Annotated in this window: 12 protein-coding genes and 1 pseudogene; 6 read left to right on the top strand and 7 right to left on the bottom strand. The window is 48.2% G+C overall.

What is annotated here, in order from left to right:
• Positions 1–32: 32 nt before the first annotated feature.
• Genes AArcSt2_RS14830 through AArcSt2_RS14820 form a run of 3 tightly spaced genes read right to left on the bottom strand, consistent with a single transcriptional unit; the run spans position 33 to position 3,421 of the window.
• Complete coding sequence (locus AArcSt2_RS14830; protein WP_250585718.1) at positions 33–923, bottom strand: alpha/beta fold hydrolase; 891 nt, start codon at positions 921–923, stop codon at positions 33–35.
• Positions 923–1,642, bottom strand: a complete 720-nt coding sequence (locus AArcSt2_RS14825) for an aspartate/glutamate racemase family protein (protein WP_174654834.1) — start codon at positions 1,640–1,642, stop codon at positions 923–925. The genes AArcSt2_RS14830 and AArcSt2_RS14825 overlap by 1 nt, the downstream gene beginning before the upstream one ends.
• A complete protein-coding gene (locus AArcSt2_RS14820) occupies positions 1,643–3,421 on the bottom strand; it encodes a M28 family peptidase (RefSeq protein WP_250585716.1) in 1,779 nt (592 codons plus the stop codon). It lies immediately after the preceding gene.
• Positions 3,422–3,519: 98 nt separating this feature from the next.
• Here AArcSt2_RS14820 and AArcSt2_RS14815 point away from each other — a divergent pair, with 98 nt between their 5' ends.
• From AArcSt2_RS14815 to AArcSt2_RS14805, 3 genes and pseudogenes are all read left to right on the top strand, one after another.
• Positions 3,520–4,557 carry a zinc-binding dehydrogenase gene (locus tag AArcSt2_RS14815; protein ID WP_174654836.1) on the top strand — a complete coding sequence of 346 codons (1,038 nt, stop codon included), beginning with the start codon at positions 3,520–3,522 and terminating at the stop codon, positions 4,555–4,557.
• A 131-nt stretch (positions 4,558–4,688) separates the two neighbouring features.
• The gene (locus tag AArcSt2_RS14810; RefSeq protein ID WP_250585714.1) at positions 4,689–5,402 is read left to right on the top strand and encodes an IclR family transcriptional regulator; all 714 of its coding nucleotides are present in this window, start codon (positions 4,689–4,691) and stop codon (positions 5,400–5,402) included.
• A 585-nt stretch (positions 5,403–5,987) separates the two neighbouring features.
• Positions 5,988–6,209 (top strand): annotated as a pseudogene (locus AArcSt2_RS14805) (RNA-guided endonuclease TnpB family protein); the annotation flags it as partial.
• Positions 6,210–6,273: 64 nt separating this feature from the next.
• Here the strand turns inward: AArcSt2_RS14805 and AArcSt2_RS14800 are convergent.
• Together AArcSt2_RS14800 and AArcSt2_RS14795 are read right to left on the bottom strand one after the other, a co-directional pair.
• A complete protein-coding gene (locus AArcSt2_RS14800; RefSeq protein WP_250585712.1) occupies positions 6,274–9,093 on the bottom strand; it encodes a UvrD-helicase domain-containing protein in 2,820 nt (939 codons plus the stop codon).
• On the bottom strand, positions 9,086–11,668 hold the full coding sequence (locus AArcSt2_RS14795; RefSeq protein ID WP_250585709.1) for a PD-(D/E)XK nuclease family protein: 2,583 nt from the start codon (positions 11,666–11,668) through the stop codon (positions 9,086–9,088). Before AArcSt2_RS14795 ends, AArcSt2_RS14800 begins: the two co-directional genes overlap by 8 nt.
• Positions 11,669–11,878: 210 nt before the next feature.
• On the opposite strand from AArcSt2_RS14795, the gene AArcSt2_RS14790 reads away from it, so the two are divergent.
• Positions 11,879–12,406 (top strand): DUF7342 family protein, encoded by a 528-nt coding sequence (locus tag AArcSt2_RS14790; protein ID WP_174654839.1) that lies wholly within the window; start codon positions 11,879–11,881, stop codon positions 12,404–12,406.
• Positions 12,407–12,856, top strand: coding sequence for a toxin-antitoxin system TumE family protein (locus tag AArcSt2_RS14785; RefSeq protein ID WP_174654840.1), 450 nt, complete (start codon positions 12,407–12,409; stop codon positions 12,854–12,856).
• 214 nt (positions 12,857–13,070) lie between these two features.
• Here the strand turns inward: AArcSt2_RS14785 and AArcSt2_RS14780 are convergent, their stop codons facing one another.
• Entirely contained in the window at positions 13,071–13,319 is a 249-nt protein-coding gene (locus tag AArcSt2_RS14780; RefSeq protein ID WP_250585707.1) for a hypothetical protein, read from the bottom strand.
• Here AArcSt2_RS14780 and AArcSt2_RS16930 point away from each other — a divergent pair.
• Entirely contained in the window at positions 13,313–13,651 is a 339-nt protein-coding gene (locus AArcSt2_RS16930; RefSeq protein ID WP_484549548.1) for a PIN domain-containing protein, read from the top strand. The genes AArcSt2_RS14780 and AArcSt2_RS16930 overlap by 7 nt on opposite strands.
• Positions 13,652–14,552: 901 nt before the next feature.
• Here the strand turns inward: AArcSt2_RS16930 and AArcSt2_RS14775 are convergent.
• Positions 14,553–16,928 (bottom strand): GAF domain-containing protein, encoded by a 2,376-nt coding sequence (locus AArcSt2_RS14775; protein WP_250585705.1) that lies wholly within the window; start codon positions 16,926–16,928, stop codon positions 14,553–14,555.
• Between the last annotated feature and the right edge of the window lie 71 nt (positions 16,929–16,999).

Genomic DNA, 16,999 nt, shown 5'->3' with positions numbered 1-16,999 from the left:
CGTGAAAATATAAAGAATAGATCGTCGAGAGGTTATGTATCGGCAACGAAACCAATATCGGATAAGAACGATCGAACAGTTTCAAGATATTTGTCTTGTTCATCAAGATTTGGGGAGTGTCCACTATTTTCAAAGATCACAAGCTCAGCATTTGGAAGCAACTCAGCAATCTCTTCGCTGTACTCAACGGGAGTAATCCAATCGTGCCGACCCACAGTGACGAGCGCTGGACAGCTAACGGCTGAGAGCTGGTCGCGATAATCCATCGTCGGGTGTTCATGTGTGAACGTGTAGTTGTGTGTCTCGTGGTGAAACTGCCGCTTTTCAATTCCTTCACGAGCCGAAGCAGCGTCAAACTCACTGATCGATGGCGCATATAACGGTAGCATTGCGTGGAATGTTTCCTTGAGCTCCTCGTCTGAGCCGACATTACCCTCCATGACCCGATCGAAGGCATCTTTTGTTAACCGCGGTGTGTCGAGATTTGCATCTTTCACCTCGTCAAACCTCGATTCTGCGATCTCTCTCGCCCGATCTCTGTGTCCACCGTGTGCAGCAGTATCTCGAAGAATAAATCCTGAAAGCGCATCAGGATATTTGATCGCATACTCTTGGGTAATGAAGCCACCATATGACCCGCCGATCAGCACAAACTCATCGATTCCAAGTTCGGTTCGAAGCCCCTCGACATCATCAGCAAACTGCTCATTCGAATACGGTGGCGTAAGACTCGAATTACCACAGCCACGATGGTCATACACAACGAGTCGATACTCATCAGTCAGAGGCCCATAGGCTGTGAGACCTTTCTCGTAATCGCTCACTCCTGGCCCACCATGAAGAACAATAATTGTCTTCTCGTGTTCATCACCATGTACCTCATAGTAGAGCTCAGAATCATTCACCGACATATATGGCGACATTATAACAACGCTCCTAGCTTGTCATACGATGGTTCTGGATACGTTTTCCGGCTTGCAACGATTCCATGTCGAGCCCAGACCGTTGCTTGTTCAAGTGCTAATCGAGCAGGATCTAAGAACGGAACCCCAAGTGCCTCCTGAATTTCTTCATGTCGCTGCGCGAATGATAGGCTCATACAACCAGGAAAGAGCGCTTCTGCGCCATCCTCTTCGATCGCCTGCTGTCCAACAGCAATCATTCGATTGACCAGCTCGTTAGATTCATGGTCTATTGAGAGAACAGGTGCATCAACCGATCGAATACTAACGCATCGGTCATCTAACCCATATTCGACAGCTTGTTCATGGCTCATCGGTAGTGTCGAATCAAGGATTGTGAGCCACCCGAACCGATCGGAAACCTGTGCAGCAGTATAGAATGTGGTTTGTGCTGGTCCAATGACTGGGATATCTAAGAGCTCTCGGAGTGGCCTGAGTCCGGGATCTCCAAAACAGCCGATCACAAGGCCATCGAATGAGGATTCTATTTCCACTGCCTTTTTCATTGCGCCGTAGACACACCATGCTTCTTCAACTCCAGATTCGATGGTTAGTGGGCCTTCATCCACATCGACCACGGTTACGTTACCGGTCGTCATTTCGTTTGCAATCTGTTCTCGTCTGTTTTTTTCGTCTTCATCCAAGCCAACGCCTGGAATTAGATATGCAATATCGGTCATTTAATTTGCCTCGGTGAGGAGTTTTTCTGCTGTTCGTAGCTGTCCACAGATTCCGTTCTGTGCTCGTGTTAGTTGGATCGTGAGGAACTTTGCTTCATCATCGGAAGCGATCTCGTAATTTTCGACTGGTGCAAATGCTGGGATCGGATCTCGACCGATCGCTGGGTCTTGCTCAAACTGCCCATCACGAACCAGATAGATCCGGTTATAGATCCGAGCCAACTGGAGTAACACGTTATTTGCATTGTCAGTCGGTATCTCTCCACGTTCTACCTGTTCTGTGAACGTTGCCAGCTTCGGTTCAACTGACTCAATTGCATCGATTGTTGGTGAAAAGTCGAACTGGTCTCCAGCTATCTCATTGTACGTTTCAACGGTCTCTTTTATTCGACCAAGATATCGCTGTTGGTCAAACGGAAGTATATCTGCGTTCAAGACACGAAGAATACTGAGTGCATACACCCGAATGTCTCTTACAAGTTCGTCCTTTCCCGCTTTGTCCAACGAATCGGTTGACACATGCCATGCATCGGAGTTGCCACCGCAACCGCCGACGGTATGGTATCCTTTCGCTTCGCGTTCGTCAGCTGGGATGTTTGATGAAAGCATAAACATGCCAGTGAGTCCAAGATTGTCGAACGAGTAGTCTCCCGCCCGGAAGGGGAATCGTTCGGTGTAGGGTGCCTCTGTAACTTCTTCGATTGATGCCGCGATTACGTTGTGTGCATCTGGCGTCCAACAGGACATATCTGTGTATTCTGTGGCCCCTTTTGCGCCCGGTGAGTCCATATTTACCTGTGCAACACAGTGTTCAGCTAACTCAAGTGCAAATGTATCCGCATACCACGTGGAACCGGCATACCGACCCGTTGAATGGCCTGGCCACCACGCAACCCGAAGATTTCGTTTCAGACGATCGGCATGGTTCGAAAATATGCGAGCACATTCTAAGAGTCCCGCATCCCCAGTTGCGTTGTCGGTGATACCAACATACCACGAGTCATAATGCCCATGCAACAACACAAACTCGTCAGTGTCTGTTTCCCCACCTTCGATCTCTGCCACCACAAGCGGACACTTCATCCAGCCTGTGTTGAGTTCGGTTTCAACTTCGACAGTGAATGGTCTATCCTCGGTTGCCCACCCAATGAGTACCTCACCGTCCGGATTGTTTACAGTAATGATTGGAACTGATGGCAGTTCATCCACCTGATCCAATGTTGGTGCACCACCCCAAATCGGCGTTGCGATACCATCATGTGGTTCTCGCTTGTGTGGATGGATCGTAATGACGGCTGCTGCACCCTTGCGTTCAAGCGCTCGTGTCGCTTCAATCGAGAGAAACCCCGCTGAGGTGAGTGCAATCTTGCCGGTGAGATCCTCGACATGACTGAATGGTTCACCAGGTGTACTATCTTCATCCGAGAGGAGATCTGCACCGGCCTCACCAACATATACGACTTCTCCTGATACAGTTCCTGATGCCGAAAACGAGATCGTCTTCACAGGTCCGGGTTCAAACGGCCGATCAACCGTCCGTATTGCACCCCGAAGTGGTTGGCTGATATACAGCTCAGGATCATATCGCGTAAACGGGATGTCAAGATCAGTTAATCGTTCAACAATGTATTCTGCTGCTTCGACTTCCTCATCGCTGCCAGATACACGCGCAAGTTCACTAAAACGCTCTAACAGTGCCCACGGCTCAGTTATAGAGACGCTCGAAAGCAACGAGCTAGTGATATCTGGCTCTATACTCCGTGGTGTTTGTTCACTCATGTACTGGTTCCATCAAGGTGCACCGATAAAGCCTTTGCTCTGATCAGGATGTCACCCTAACCGTTGGTTTTTATCATATGTGCTCTATGTCAGTAGTAATGCTTGCCGGTGAAATCACTGGCTACGGCGATGCAGATGATGTCATAGACATTGTTGATGTCCCGAAGCCTGAACCAAAGCCTGGGTGGGTCCGTATCCGTGTTGAAGCGTGTGGACTCAATCGTCTCGATGTATTCGCACGTATTGGACACCCCGAAGATGATGGACAGTTTCCGAAACGATCCGGTTGTGACATTACCGGAGTTGTTGATGCAGTTGGAGAGTCGGTTGATAAATCATGGGTGAAGAAGCCGGTTGTGGTTTATCCATGTCTCGTCTGTCATAACTGCGAGTACTGTCTTTCGGGTGAACACACGCTGTGTAACTCCTATCAGATCATCGGTGAACACATCTCAGGAGGACTGGCTGAATATGTTGTTGTCCCCGAGTGGAGTCTCGAAGAGCGCCCACCTGAAATTGATCCAATTACCGCTGCAGCCTATCCGATCGCATTTACGACTGCTTGGCGAATGATCGTTACCGCAGGAAAGCTACAACCATCGGAAAAAGCGCTTATTCTTGGTGCAAGCGGTGGGGTTGGCAATGCTGCACTCCAGATTGCAAATTCAATTGGTGCAGAGACATACGCTATGACATCATCAGCTAATAAAATCGATCGGCTCAAAGACTGGGCTTCGACTGTTATACACGATCCCCTTTATTTGTTTGACACAAAAATACGGAATGAAACCGATGGACGTGGTGTTGATTTAGTGGTTGATCACATTGGTCAAAAAACGTGGCAACAAAGTATTGATTCGCTAGCTGGTGGGGGTCGATTGGTAATCTGCGGTGCAACATCAGGTGCTGACGCAACAATTGACGTCCGTTCCGTGTACCAACAACATCGTCAAATTATTGGTGCACCAATGGGGAACAGAAGGGATTTCCAACAGGTTACCACACACATCGCACAGGGGAAGACCACGCCCGTAATCGATCAGGTACTTCCTCTTGAGTCGCTATCTGAAGCTCATAAGCGGATTGAGAACGGTGAGGTCTTTGGTAAAATAGTTATTGAGATTAGTGATGGATAACAAACATCTAGTTCCACGATGTGGAACAGGGTGTGTTATCAATTCTCAAATCAAAACAACAATAGTAGACGGTGTGTAATACTGTATCAATGAATAAAAAGCCCTTCAAATCGGTGTCCCAAATGTTCCACATGTTAGAATACATCAGGGATAATGAACCAGTCCGCCTCACGACAATTGCTACCGATTTGGAAATTCCAAAGAGCACTGTACACAGATATTTGTCCGCACTCATCGAGAATCAATATGTCATTTGCCAAAACGACCACTATCGGATCTCTTCTGTATTCTTACAGTATGCAAATACCATACAAACACGCGATCCATTCTATCCACTTGTCAACAGTAAAATCAATGAGTTAGCCAATGAAACGGGAGAGTTAGTCCAGTTTATTATTGAAGAATACGATCGTGCAATTTATTTATTTCGTGCAGTCGGCGATCATGGGGTTCGTGTTGGCAACTATGCAAAAACCTCCGGGCCGCTTCACTCTACAGCGGGAGGCAAAGCGATTATGTCGACTTGGGATGAGGGTCGAATCATCAAATACTGTGAGCAAACAGGACTACAACCAAAAACGGAGTATACGATTACGTCACCCCCAGACTTACTAACTGAACTCGAACAGGTCGGTAAGCAGGGATACGCAATTAACAATCAAGAAAACGTAACTGGACTGAACGCTATTTCAGTTCCTATTTGTGACGAAGATGGAGATGCATTCGGAGCTGTGAGTGTTGCTGGACCGACTAACCGGCTTACAATAGATAAAATCAATGAAGAAATCACAAGTCTTCTGTTGAGTGTAAGTAACGAGCTGGAACTCAACTATCGCCTTTTGTAGCATGTTCCACATTGTGGAATACACGTTCCATCGTTTGTGCATCCACAAAACCATTACAGGCATAACTTTGTAATAGTAACTGCGACGGCCATATTTCGGATAGCGTAGTCCCTACAAATAATAATATTGATATTTGTCTGTTATTATTCATTAATAAATATGTCCTCAAGGTATAATTAACCCAAATATGATATATTTATTATGTTTACTAGCGATCGTGGCAAAGCATCAACAAGTATCTGAGGAGAGATGATATTGTAGATAAACTACTTTATATTTACTATGATAGCCGAAGAATATGCATTTAACTTACTTAAAATATAAACACTGTCGTACTCAAGCGCGATAGCACTATTCGAAATACATACAATATTCTTAGTAGTGAACTATCAGTAGATAGTCTATTATTTGAACAAGCAATTTAATATCCAGAAATATATAATATATTATTTCCTTTATATCGAACACTAAGTAAGTATCAAATTTTATATTTTTAGTTGGGTTGAGGCGCTAAGCCCTCTTCCTCAGCGAGTGCCGACCGAACTGGAGGCGCGAGCAAGGCGCGGATGCAGCGCGGCACAGGCTCACAAGAAGGGCGGTCAGACTGTACTGTCACTCTCGAAAATTGCGGACATACCGATTCGGCTCCACCGCGCCATCCCCGACGACGCGAAGCTCAAGCAGGTTACGGTCAAGAAGGAACCGACGGGCGAGTGGTTTGCTACCTTCGGCGTCTAAATGGACCGTGAACCACCCCAACCGTCTGAGAACCTCGAGAAATGCATCTGTATCGACGTGAGGATTCTCTCCTTGAAAAAATAAAATAACGGATTGTCAGATCACTTCAAACAGTATGAGAGTACCTCGGGATCTACTTTATTAGTTCCTCGAGATCATTTTTTGATAGTGGTTCAATCGGTTGTCGCTCACCGGTGGCAGTATACAATATCTCGACAGACACCTGTCGATCGGGATACACTGACCGGATGACGTGATAGTACACACTGAGCTGTTTTTGATACTCCGACTCGGCATACCGAGAGAGGTCGGTTTTGAAATCAATAATTTCAACTCGGTCGTCATGAACACAAAAGAGATCAACGATCCCACGGACCATCACGTCGGCTCCATCAGCGGTGAGTGGCAGATAGACGTCTTCTTCCATATGGATCTCACCAGTTAGTGAATCAATCAATGAAACTACTGCCCGTTCGTCATCGTTTGTTGGCTCAGTTGTGATACCTGCAACATAGTCTTCAGCAAATTCGTGAACCTGCGTACCGAAATCCATTCCACGGCCTTCAGTCACGGACTCATACACCTCCTCTGCCATGAGTGAGTGTGGAGAGTATCCGACTGGCTCTTCAACATCTGGAATTGGCACCGAGAGTGTTGACTGCTCAGTCTGTTGCGTTTCTTCCGTTGGCTCTGATGGCTCGTATTCGTCGATCGGTACCGGAAGGTCTGTGAGAAATTGATTTGGCTCCTGTGCAGTGAACAGGACATGCTGTTGCGCCCGTGTGATCGCAACATAGAGCAGTCGTCGTTCTTCATCAGCCTGATCCGGGAGGCACTTATTCAGGAGATCATATCGCCAATTATCATACTGATGTGGCTGGCTGTGTACGTCGTCGTAGAGGTACCGTTGTCGTATTCCAATGAGCGAATCGTACGAAATAGCAGTCGGCCCACCCCCAGATGGAGGGAACTTCCGTTGATTCATATTTGCGACAATCACGATCGGGTACTCCAGCCCTTTTGCCGCGTGGATAGTCTGGACCGTTACTGAGTCAGTCCCCGCGGGGGTCGAAATATCGTACGTGTTACCATTTTCAATATTGGTTTTGATGTACTGTGAAAGATCACCGATTGTCATTGTCGTTTGGTCATGTGCAGACTGAATTTGTCCAACCAATGCATCTGCTATCGGTCCATCGTGTCCATAGCGATCAAAGACACGCCTAGCCACGCTACTAACGACAGTAAGTGATGCTAACGCGTCCCGGAACTCGATCATCTCTGTAGGGTAGGCCTCTTTTTTGAGGATGTGTTTGATCTCACTCATCCCATAGCCAGCATCCTCCAGTACAAGCGACCATCCTCGATCAGCATCTGATTCAAGAATCCGAAGCCATGCAAGCAACCGTTTGGCAGCATCCGATCGGAATAACTCAACACCACCTTCGTATGCAACTGGGAGATGATACTCCTCAGCAACCGAGAGAAGCTCTCGTCCAAAGTCATGTGTTCGGGTGAGCACGGCAATATCTCCGTAGGAGGGTTCAATGAGATCACCATCTTGTTCGATCGCATACGCTGGATTCCCAACAATCTCGTCGATCTTCGAGAGCACTGCAAGCGTCTCGTCTTGACTCTGAAGTGCCTCTATCTGTGTTTCGTCGTATGTGCTATTTGAAAAGAGATGAACAATCCTCTCACGGATCGATTCTGCGTCGATCGATTCCGATTTTTTGCTTGGAGTCGTGAGTGCATGTTCTGCAAAATCAAGAATCTCCTGTGTCGATCGGTAGTTCTGTTCTAATTCGATGGTCTCAACAGGTGTAGTTGGATATGTAATTCGGGTATGGTTACTGTTAAGCTCGTTTGTGAATTGTGTGAGTCGATCTCCGAACTGTGTGATGTTTTCGACAGTTGCGTATTGGAAGGAGTAGATACTCTGTTTCCAGTCGCCAACAACGCAGATATTCTCCGTTCCAGCGAGCAATAGAGCAAGCTTGAACTGGATCTCACTGGTGTCTTGAAACTCATCGATCATCGTGTACTCAAATGCAAGCTCACTCCGAGTGTCTGGGTCCTCACAGAGTAAGACAAACGTGTAGAGTTGCAACATACTGAACGTCAGATAATTCCGAGCGAGTGCAAACTCTAAATATGAAAAATACAGATCGTGTATAAACGCGATAAGATCAGATCGATCACTATTGAACGCTGTTTTAATTGGGTCGACTGGAACTGCTTTTTCATTGCCTCTGACAGTGGGCTTTGAAAGAGCATCTGGAAGGAAGGTTGAGTCCTTCCCGTAACGGTATAGCTTTTTCTTGAGCTCCGATTGCTTGCGACCACCATTTCGCGGTTGATTGACCGCCTCGACGGCGTCAAGAAGCCCATCCAAATCGCCCAGCAGCTTCGATCGGCCATCTCGGTACCACCCGTCCTTCGTCGGGAAGATACCACGTGCAGCAAGATTATTCAAAACCGATCGGAGCTCTCCGGGGTTTGTTACAACTCGGAGAATTGGGTGATGTTCTGGACAGCTATCAGTGAATGTGGATATGAACTCTGCAAAGAGCGAAGACTCAATTGCACTTTCCTCGATTACATCTGACGACCGACTGAGCGTATCGTCAATTCCGAGGTACTGTGGTGCGTTTGAGCCGTATCGATCGAGAATATTACTACAGAGGCTATGGAAGGTTTGGATCGGTGCGTCGGCTAGTTCTCTTGTGGTGTAGCTACTGTGACTAACAATCCGATCTTTCATTTCTCGGGCAGCGTTGCGAGTAAAGGTAATCAAGACAACGTCTTCAGGCTCAACTGAAGGTTGATCCACAATCGCAGAGTAGCGCCGCGTTACACTGAACGTCTTACCAGTGCCTGCACCTGCGTCGACGAGGTAGAGGCCGTCTGTACTATCGATCAATCGTTGTTGGGATGGGTTTGGATTAGTCATGTCCAAGAAGTAAATCACGGTGGTTCAGATACCGATCGGTGGTCTCTCCAGCAAGGCCGGTCACTGGGAAGCGTTCGTGTGTTTGGTGTCGATCGTTGAGCTCCGATCGCTGGCCTTCGAGAAATGACTCGAAGGCATCAAGATCTTCTCTAAAATAGTTGCGCTTTCGAATCTTATCAAGCGCTCTGAGTGCTTGGTCACAGCCTTTTTCCACATCCGCATCAATCCCACTAACTGATTTTTCGATCGCTTCTGTGAAGTTGTCAGCATACGCAGAGTCGCGGAGCTCATCGATCGGTTGGTCTGGAAATGGATGCGTAGTCATAAGTGACTGATACGATAGGTAGCCAAGTGCAGTAAACGTCCCGCTACAGTCTTTGTATCCATTACAAAGCTCTTCGTAAGCAGTTTGGCTCTCAGCAAATGAGGCGAATAATTCTGGATAGTACCGAACAGTTGTTTGGATATCTTCTAGATTTGGTGTCTCGTTCGGATTGACAACGTCATCGATCGCCTCCATGAAATGCACGAACGTGAACGAAAGCACTTCATCAGGCTGTTGACGTCGTTGATACGTGAGATACAGCAGCGCTTGGAAATTCGGCTTTGTTGTTGGTGGATCGATCGCAGAGTGTTTGACAACCTTTGAGCGGCTTTTTTGCGCACCAGTCTTGTAGTCGATCAAGTGCGTTGGTTTGTACACGTAATCAATGAGCCCATGGATACTCAGCGTGTCATCGGTGAAATATCGCTCTGTAACTGGGCTATCACACTCTTTGTCGAAGTATGTTTCAAACACATTCTCACCAAATCCACTCTCTTCTGCAATTGCGATCGAATGTGTCGGTTGATGCTCATCGAGGAACTCCATGAGTGTCGTTACCCCTGCATTGAACCGAGTTCGCTGTGTCTCCCGATCGATCGTCCGAAGAAATGGATCGGTCTGATCTAGCATGAACTCCAGTAACTCGCCGACTGATGTTGATGCAATCAATTCGGGATGATTGACGTAGAACTCTGCAAAGTCGTGAAACAGTTGTCCTTCTGTAAAGTAGATCTTATCCGGTGATGAGAGAAGTCGGTCAAAAAAGTAGTCACGTGGAGAGTGTACGTAGTTGTTGAGTGCAGACTGGCTCATCGAATTGACGTGGGTAGGATCAATCGGGTCATCAAGTGGTGTGTGCGAAAACCCATCTCCTCGAGCCCGATGCGTACGGGTGTGTTGGATCGATCGAAGATCACTGAAGCGTTCATATGGTGTCTCAAGAAGATCTTCAAAGTACAAACACGGAGTTACTGGTTGGCCACCTTGTGCGTCTTCAACGAGATAGTACTGTTCGACACCGCTTTGCAGCAAGTGTTGAAACTGTCCAATGTTCCGTTGATACACTGCATCTTCGTCGGTCCATGGACGATTTGGTACTGCTCGCATCCAACCATCATCTAACCCGATCGCAAAGACAACGAGGCGATCAACGTAGGCAGCAGACGTTGCATCTGCAAGCAACACACCCTCATTCTCTCGATCGATTGGGACTTCGTAACTATCCAAATAAAATTCGAGTTGGTCTACTCGATTCGTGGTTACTGGTTGGTCGATAATCCCAAGCTTTGTCAATTCGTCTCGGAACTGTTCGAGCGTTACTGATCGTCGTGTCTCAAATGCAGTGAGAGCAGAGCCAAATGTTTCGTTGTCGATCGTTGCACTGAACCGATCGAACCACCCAGAATCAACCGAGTCCAATCGCTTGTCGGCATGTTTGGGATCGACGTTGCAATCGAGCTGCTCTAACAATGGTTGGACCGATGCAACACGAGTGTTTGATCCGGCCGTTGCGGTCCGAAGCAGTTGAATGTACAATCGATGGTCCGGCTCGTCGTTGAACCCTGGACCACCGTAGAATGGAATATTTGCTGTTTCGAGTGCTGACTCAATTAACGATGAATACTGACTTGATCCATCGAGAACGATCGCAATGTCTTCTGCATTTTCTTCGCTAATCGTATCAAGTAATGCATCAACAATCGCAGTTCGTGAGTTAAATATCCTAAACGGTGGATGCGGAAACGCATCATCAGTGAATAGATCGATCGTATCGTATTCTTCCGGGAGGATGGACTGCTCCAACGGCGTCAGTTGGTTTTCACCGACCACTGCAACTCGTTGCGTGTTCGGTATCTGATACTCCGTCAGCAATCTTGACGTCGTATCCAATGATTTGAGTTTGGTAAGCACCGATCGGACGGCAGGGGTGTCGTATCGCTCATACGAGAGAATTCGATCGGGGGCTGCTGTTTCTTCCCAGCACTGGATGATGTCTCCAATAATCCGGGCTAACTCTTTCCATGAGAGATCAGTCTCTTCAAGAATAGACAAAAACGCGGTTCGGTCCTCTGCTGGCTCTTTTCGACCGGTTGCAAGCCGACGTGGTGTGACTGCAAAAGATCCAATATGTGGTCGTCTGAGACGGTTGTTCAGGGCGTCTGCGATCGGAGGGTCAGAGACGACCACGAGATCGTAGTCTGCGACATCCTCATAGAGACTGCCGATCGGTTTTGCTCGGGAGATTGGCACATACGTATGTGTCAGTTTATTTGATAAATAGGTCGTGGTGGGCCAATCAGTGGCCCTAGCTGAATCGGAGATAATCAGCTCTGCCTTTCGATCGATCGGTAGCGTGGCTTGCGTGAGTGTTTCAAGAGCATATGTAACCCAACACAGCACTTTCTTACATATATTTGAATAATCCAAAGATATATTGAGAGAAGCCACCTACAGATAGGTATGACCAAGTTCGATCCGGCCCCCATGTCCGACAATACGCAGCGGCGGTGGCAGACGGGAACAGACACGTTTGGTCGTGTCTACGACGTCGTCCTCGGAGTCTCCGCTCCGACAGCGTACACCGAGATCGCTGAGCTTGCGGACTGCTCTCCGAATGCCGCGAAAAAGCATCTCGACCGCTTGGCCGAGATGGGCATCGCTCAGGCCGATCGAGACAGCCGACCGGCGACATACGAACGAAACGAGGGATATCTCGAATGGCAAGACGCCAGTCGAATCACAACCGCACTCTCTATCGAGGAAATAATCGATCGCGTAGAGGCGCTTGAATCCCAGCAGGCGGAATATGAAGCGCGATTCGAAACGACCGACCCAACGACCGTCAACGTATTTGATCACGATAGTCACGAGACTATTCACGAGCGGATGACCGCAGTCAGTGAGTGGCAGGGCGTAATTCGCGATATAAGACTGTACGAACTTGCTCGCCAGCTCTCCCAGAACGACGGGCATCTAATTCCAGCGTAAATGAGCCAGCCACCGGAGAGTCGAGCCTCACACTCGACAGGTCCACCAGATCGACAGACGCTGCGCCTGCTGGAGCGGCACCTTTCATCGGATTCACTTATCACCGAGACTATGTTCGACCCGGATTCATACGAACCTCGACTGCTTCGTGGACTGCTCGACGCTGGACGATACCCGGAATCAGTGAACGTGGCCCGTCTCGACATCCGCTGGTTCACGACTGGTGATTTCTCAGTCCACTACGTCGAAGACCACGAGGACGGGGAGCGCTGGGAGTGTCGCTGGGACCGGCACCCGAACACGCACAACACCCGGTTGCACTTCCACAAGCCACCGACTGCAACCACAATTACTGACCTCGAACTCCCGTCGCTCCATCCACTCGAGGTATACTCTACCGTTCTCACGGCAATAGAACAACGTGTAGAAACACTGTGGTCGTCCAAGTGACCCCGTAATAAAGGGAGTATGAGTTCAAATACCACCACAAAGAAAGCCATCCACAAGAGATGACCGACCACTACGCTGATATCGAGGAACTACGATCCACGTTCCCGACGATGAGCTTTCTGGACGAGGGAACGTTGGACGAGTTGAGGGCAACGAACAGTCACAGCTTCCATCGAGAGCATTGGGCTCACCGAGCAAACGGTCAATCGAAGACTCAACAGAAGTCCTCGGAGAAATCCGGCCGATCGGCGATCGCCCCTGGACCCTCACCCTGCCAGGCTGCCAAATAGAACGCAGAGCCGCTTGTATCCAATCCAAAATAGCGACCAACAATGTATGCAACTGCCTCAGCATCTAACTCACGCTTCGATGGTGCGAGTCGATCATCTTTTCGACACTTGAAGACGTGATCGATGATGCAGCAACGTATGATCCTTATCTGTCTGAAATTCTTCAATGACATCCAACAGGATACCTTCAGACAGCATTGCAATTATTGATAGTAGTGTTCTATTCGCAATGGGTGGCCCGTCTGACAACAAATATCAAGCATTGGAGCGACTTGTCCGTCAACAAAATATCTCTGTGAAGTGCCTCGCGGTCAAGCCCCGAGGCTTCGTGTTTCCACAACGTTGTCAGACTGCGTCTGACAGCCTGTCAAGGTTCCCTCGACAAACGCACTTTACAGATTCCATGAGTAAATTATCAAAACGAGCTATAACCAAACGCTCCTCTGAATTTATTTCGCCGCGAACAACAGATTCTCTTCTCAAAAAGGATATATACCGCAAGTAGTTGATCGGATCGCGGGTGTAGCAAACAGTCACTTATCCATCGGTCGCACGAATGGGTGTAGACTCGACAGATACCGCATGAAGCGAGTGGATTGACACAGAACCATCCAGAGAATAAACTGAAAAGAGAAGCATCGCTAGCATAAAAGAAATCAATTTGATCGTGGAGAGAGACCGTAATACGGCTATTTCACTCAAAGAACCGATTGCTAATAGACGCGATCGATCGCAAAACAACACCATGCGTTTGAGAATTCCTCTGTTTAGACTGCCTTTCAAATTTCTATTTATTCTCTATCAACGAATGCGATCTCCAACCAAAATGGGATTCCCATGAAAACGGTATCTGGACACTTCACCCTCCTTAGACGTCGGTGTAGCGGTATTGAGTGTGTTCAACACTTTGGCGATCGATCGGTACTACATCCGAGAGCAATACTCACGTAGATTCAACGTCAGGAACCCACGGCTTCAGTCGTGGTTTCCGCCTTGAATCTCTATGAAGCCGTACTCGATCGCAGGTGTGCCTGTGACGGATCAATCGTAGGGTAATACCAAGAATAAAGGAGTCTACAGACACGACACCACTGCGCAGTACGTACAAGTGGCCTCCAAGCAATCCGCAATTGTCACGATATTGTTTTCACTTACGATCGGTCGAAGGGGATACAGCCGATCGGCTACGAGCAGATTTTCTACACCCACGATCAGATCAACCACTTGCGGTATATTCTTGGGATTAAAATTATCAACTTATATCGTGATGTCATATACTCGAGAAAACATCTTCAATGGTTGCATCACTGACGAGAGAGTGGGTGCCAAGTTGCGTGTCTCCGAAATGTTTGATGGCAAACATTTTTGCCGCCCTGAAGGGCAATTTTGTGCCTGTTGATAGAGTGCTAAATTGCAGTCGCTTCAAGCATGAGTTGATAGAGCTTTTTATGAGCCGCGCGGATGTGCTGATGGAACGCCTGTGGAGAGATACCTAACACCGTTGCGACCTCTTGTCCGGTAGCCTCACGAGGGATCGTAAAATAACCTGCATGGTACGCTGTTTGGATTGCCTCGTACTGTTTTGTCGTCAGTTCGCTTTTAAACGTTTCTTGTGGGTCGCTAATAGAGGTGAGCTGTTCAGTTTGGGACTGTAGCTGTACATTCGGGATTTGGTTTTTGATGATCGTATTCACTGCTTGGACTGATGTTGGTGGGACGATTGCGACCGTAATGTGCGTTGAGTCAGGGGTTGTAACGAACTCTCGGACCCGAACGCCATGGCTCGCCAACACGACAGGAAGAACGGTAGATGTCGTCTGCAACTGTAATACGCCTCCAGTACTCGTCTCAGAAACAATGCTACCATCGACGATGTCAGTTAATGAGATCGCTTCTGAGAGTGCTGTATCGGCTGAACAACCATCGAGTTCGACATAAATGTCCGTTTCTGCTTGCTGATGAGAGATACCAGTAAGCGATACCGTTGCTTCTGTTGCAGTTGCAAGCCGCCCAAACACACCGGTTGGCGTCCCTGATTGGTATGTCCGAACAGTCACTCGATCATCATAGAGCGCTTCTTTACGAGCAACCGCGCTGATCGCAGCACCAACCGTCTCGCCCAACTCTGTAAGGACAGCCCGTATTTCTGATTCAACAGTATCTGGAGACGCAGAAAAGACGGTTAGAACGCCGTAAATAACGCCTTCGAAGGAAAGTGGGACACTGACAACCGACTGATACCCATATCGCAATGCATGTTTTCTCCATGCTGCCTTTTTTGGGTCTTCTGCAATATTCGAGACCCAGACCGTGTCTCCGGATCGATACGCTGACAGTGCAGGCTCATCAGCGTCATACTCTCTTTCTATCGCGTCCAGTAGTCCGCTGTCACCACCTGCCCAGACTCGAGGGGTGATTGGTTGTGAATTATCCGCCGTCTCTCCGATCCATGCAAATGCAAACCACTCAGAAACAAGCCGTTCACACACTGCTTGTTCAATTTCTTGTCGGGTTTCTGCAGCAATGATATCCTGATCGACGGTTCGTATTAGTCGGTTGATCTCATTCACCCGCTGGAGCTGCGTATTTTTTGTTTGCAGCCACTGATCACGCTCTCTGACACGTGCATCACGAGAGACGCGGTCAAATGCTGCTTCAACCGTTGCTGCAAACAGCTCTGCAATTTCAATTGTCACCTCACCTGGGTTCTGATCCGATGGGTCAAATACAATGACACCGTGATCGCCGATCGGGACACAGATCTGGTCGTGCCCAGAGTGGAAGAGCGAATCAACTCGAAGCGATGAGTCAAGGAATGCATGACTGAGTATATTATCGCCAACTGGGACTGCAGTCACAGACGCAAATGTCATGTGTGGCTCAGTGACTGCGATCGGAACAAGCGTGTTTATTGCATCATCGTATTGATAGACGGCAACGCCGCTAAATCCTGGCGTCTCATTAGCGCCATCAACACTTTTTGTGGCGATCTCAGCAGCAGTTTCAGCATACATCAGCTGCTGGGCAGTATCGTGGAGCACCGAGACGGCAACCTCGCGTTGTTTTCGTGTTGTAATATCACGACAACTATAGAGCGTCGTTCCATCCTGTATGTCGACTCGTTTTATATTGACCAACAGCGTATGTTCATTGCCTTCTTTATCGACGGATGTCGTCTCAATATTCGTTAATACACCCTCCTGATCGAGCGTATCTGGATCAAATAGCTCTTCGCCGAGTAGCTGATCGACAGTTTCAATCGCTGCAATTTCCTCAACTGTGTAGCCAAATATGAAGTGGACATTTGGACAGATGTAGGTGAACTCCCCTGCATCGTTTGTGACCAACACCGTATCTGTCATATTGTTAAGTGTAACACGGTGGAGCTCCTCAGACCGTTGCAACTCTTCTGCGAGCTGTGCTCGTTCGCTGATATCGATCGCAGTTGCTAACAGTTTCGAGTCGGATAGCGGTTCAATTGTTAGCTCAACGGTCGATCGCTGAGAGTCAGCGACCCATGCACTTGTTTCATAGGTAGCCTCCATTCCGGTGGCTGCGGTTTGGACTGCAGATTGGAGCTGCTGTCGATCGCCGCCGGCCCACCACTCACCCTCCCAAAATACGGTGTCATGGCTGTCAGTCGTAACGGCAGCGGCTGCTCGCTCATTTGTAGCATCTACAGTGCCGTCGGCATGAAGGATCCATCTGAGCGAAGAGTCATTGAAGATATGATTGCAAACTAGCTGATTGAGGGCAGAATCAGCGGGATCCGAGGGAGCCATTACGAAGGCTACTAATTTCAGGGGTATATTTCCACCGGCAGCACACAGTCATTGGTGATCACAGTCTCTCC

Source organism: Natronocalculus amylovorans (assembly GCF_023638035.1).
Taxonomy (GTDB): Archaea; Halobacteriota; Halobacteria; order Halobacteriales; family Haloferacaceae; genus Natronocalculus; species Natronocalculus amylovorans.
Note: the sequence above shows the minus strand (reverse complement) of the source record. Positions and strands in the feature narration are given on the sequence as shown.

What these genes read in the sequence shown, in the direction of transcription:
- AArcSt2_RS14800 (WP_250585712.1), bottom strand. Translation starts at nt 9,093, where the DNA reads ATGACTAATCCAAACCCATCCCAACAACGATTGATCGATAGTACAGAC.
- AArcSt2_RS14775 (WP_250585705.1), bottom strand. Translation starts at nt 16,928, where the DNA reads ATGGCTCCCTCGGATCCCGCTGATTCTGCCCTCAATCAGCTAGTTTGC.
- AArcSt2_RS14815 (WP_174654836.1), top strand. Translation starts at nt 3,520, where the DNA reads ATGCTTGCCGGTGAAATCACTGGCTACGGCGATGCAGATGATGTCATA.
- AArcSt2_RS16930 (WP_484549548.1), top strand. Translation starts at nt 13,313, where the DNA reads ATGACATCCAACAGGATACCTTCAGACAGCATTGCAATTATTGATAGT.
- AArcSt2_RS14780 (WP_250585707.1), bottom strand. Translation starts at nt 13,319, where the DNA reads ATGTCATTGAAGAATTTCAGACAGATAAGGATCATACGTTGCTGCATC.
- AArcSt2_RS14825 (WP_174654834.1), bottom strand. Translation starts at nt 1,642, where the DNA reads ATGACCGATATTGCATATCTAATTCCAGGCGTTGGCTTGGATGAAGAC.
- AArcSt2_RS14820 (WP_250585716.1), bottom strand. Translation starts at nt 3,421, where the DNA reads ATGAGTGAACAAACACCACGGAGTATAGAGCCAGATATCACTAGCTCG.
- AArcSt2_RS14785 (WP_174654840.1), top strand. Translation starts at nt 12,407, where the DNA reads ATGAGCCAGCCACCGGAGAGTCGAGCCTCACACTCGACAGGTCCACCA.
- AArcSt2_RS14830 (WP_250585718.1), bottom strand. Translation starts at nt 923, where the DNA reads ATGTCGCCATATATGTCGGTGAATGATTCTGAGCTCTACTATGAGGTA.
- AArcSt2_RS14810 (WP_250585714.1), top strand. Translation starts at nt 4,689, where the DNA reads ATGTTAGAATACATCAGGGATAATGAACCAGTCCGCCTCACGACAATT.
- AArcSt2_RS14790 (WP_174654839.1), top strand. Translation starts at nt 11,879, where the DNA reads ATGACCAAGTTCGATCCGGCCCCCATGTCCGACAATACGCAGCGGCGG.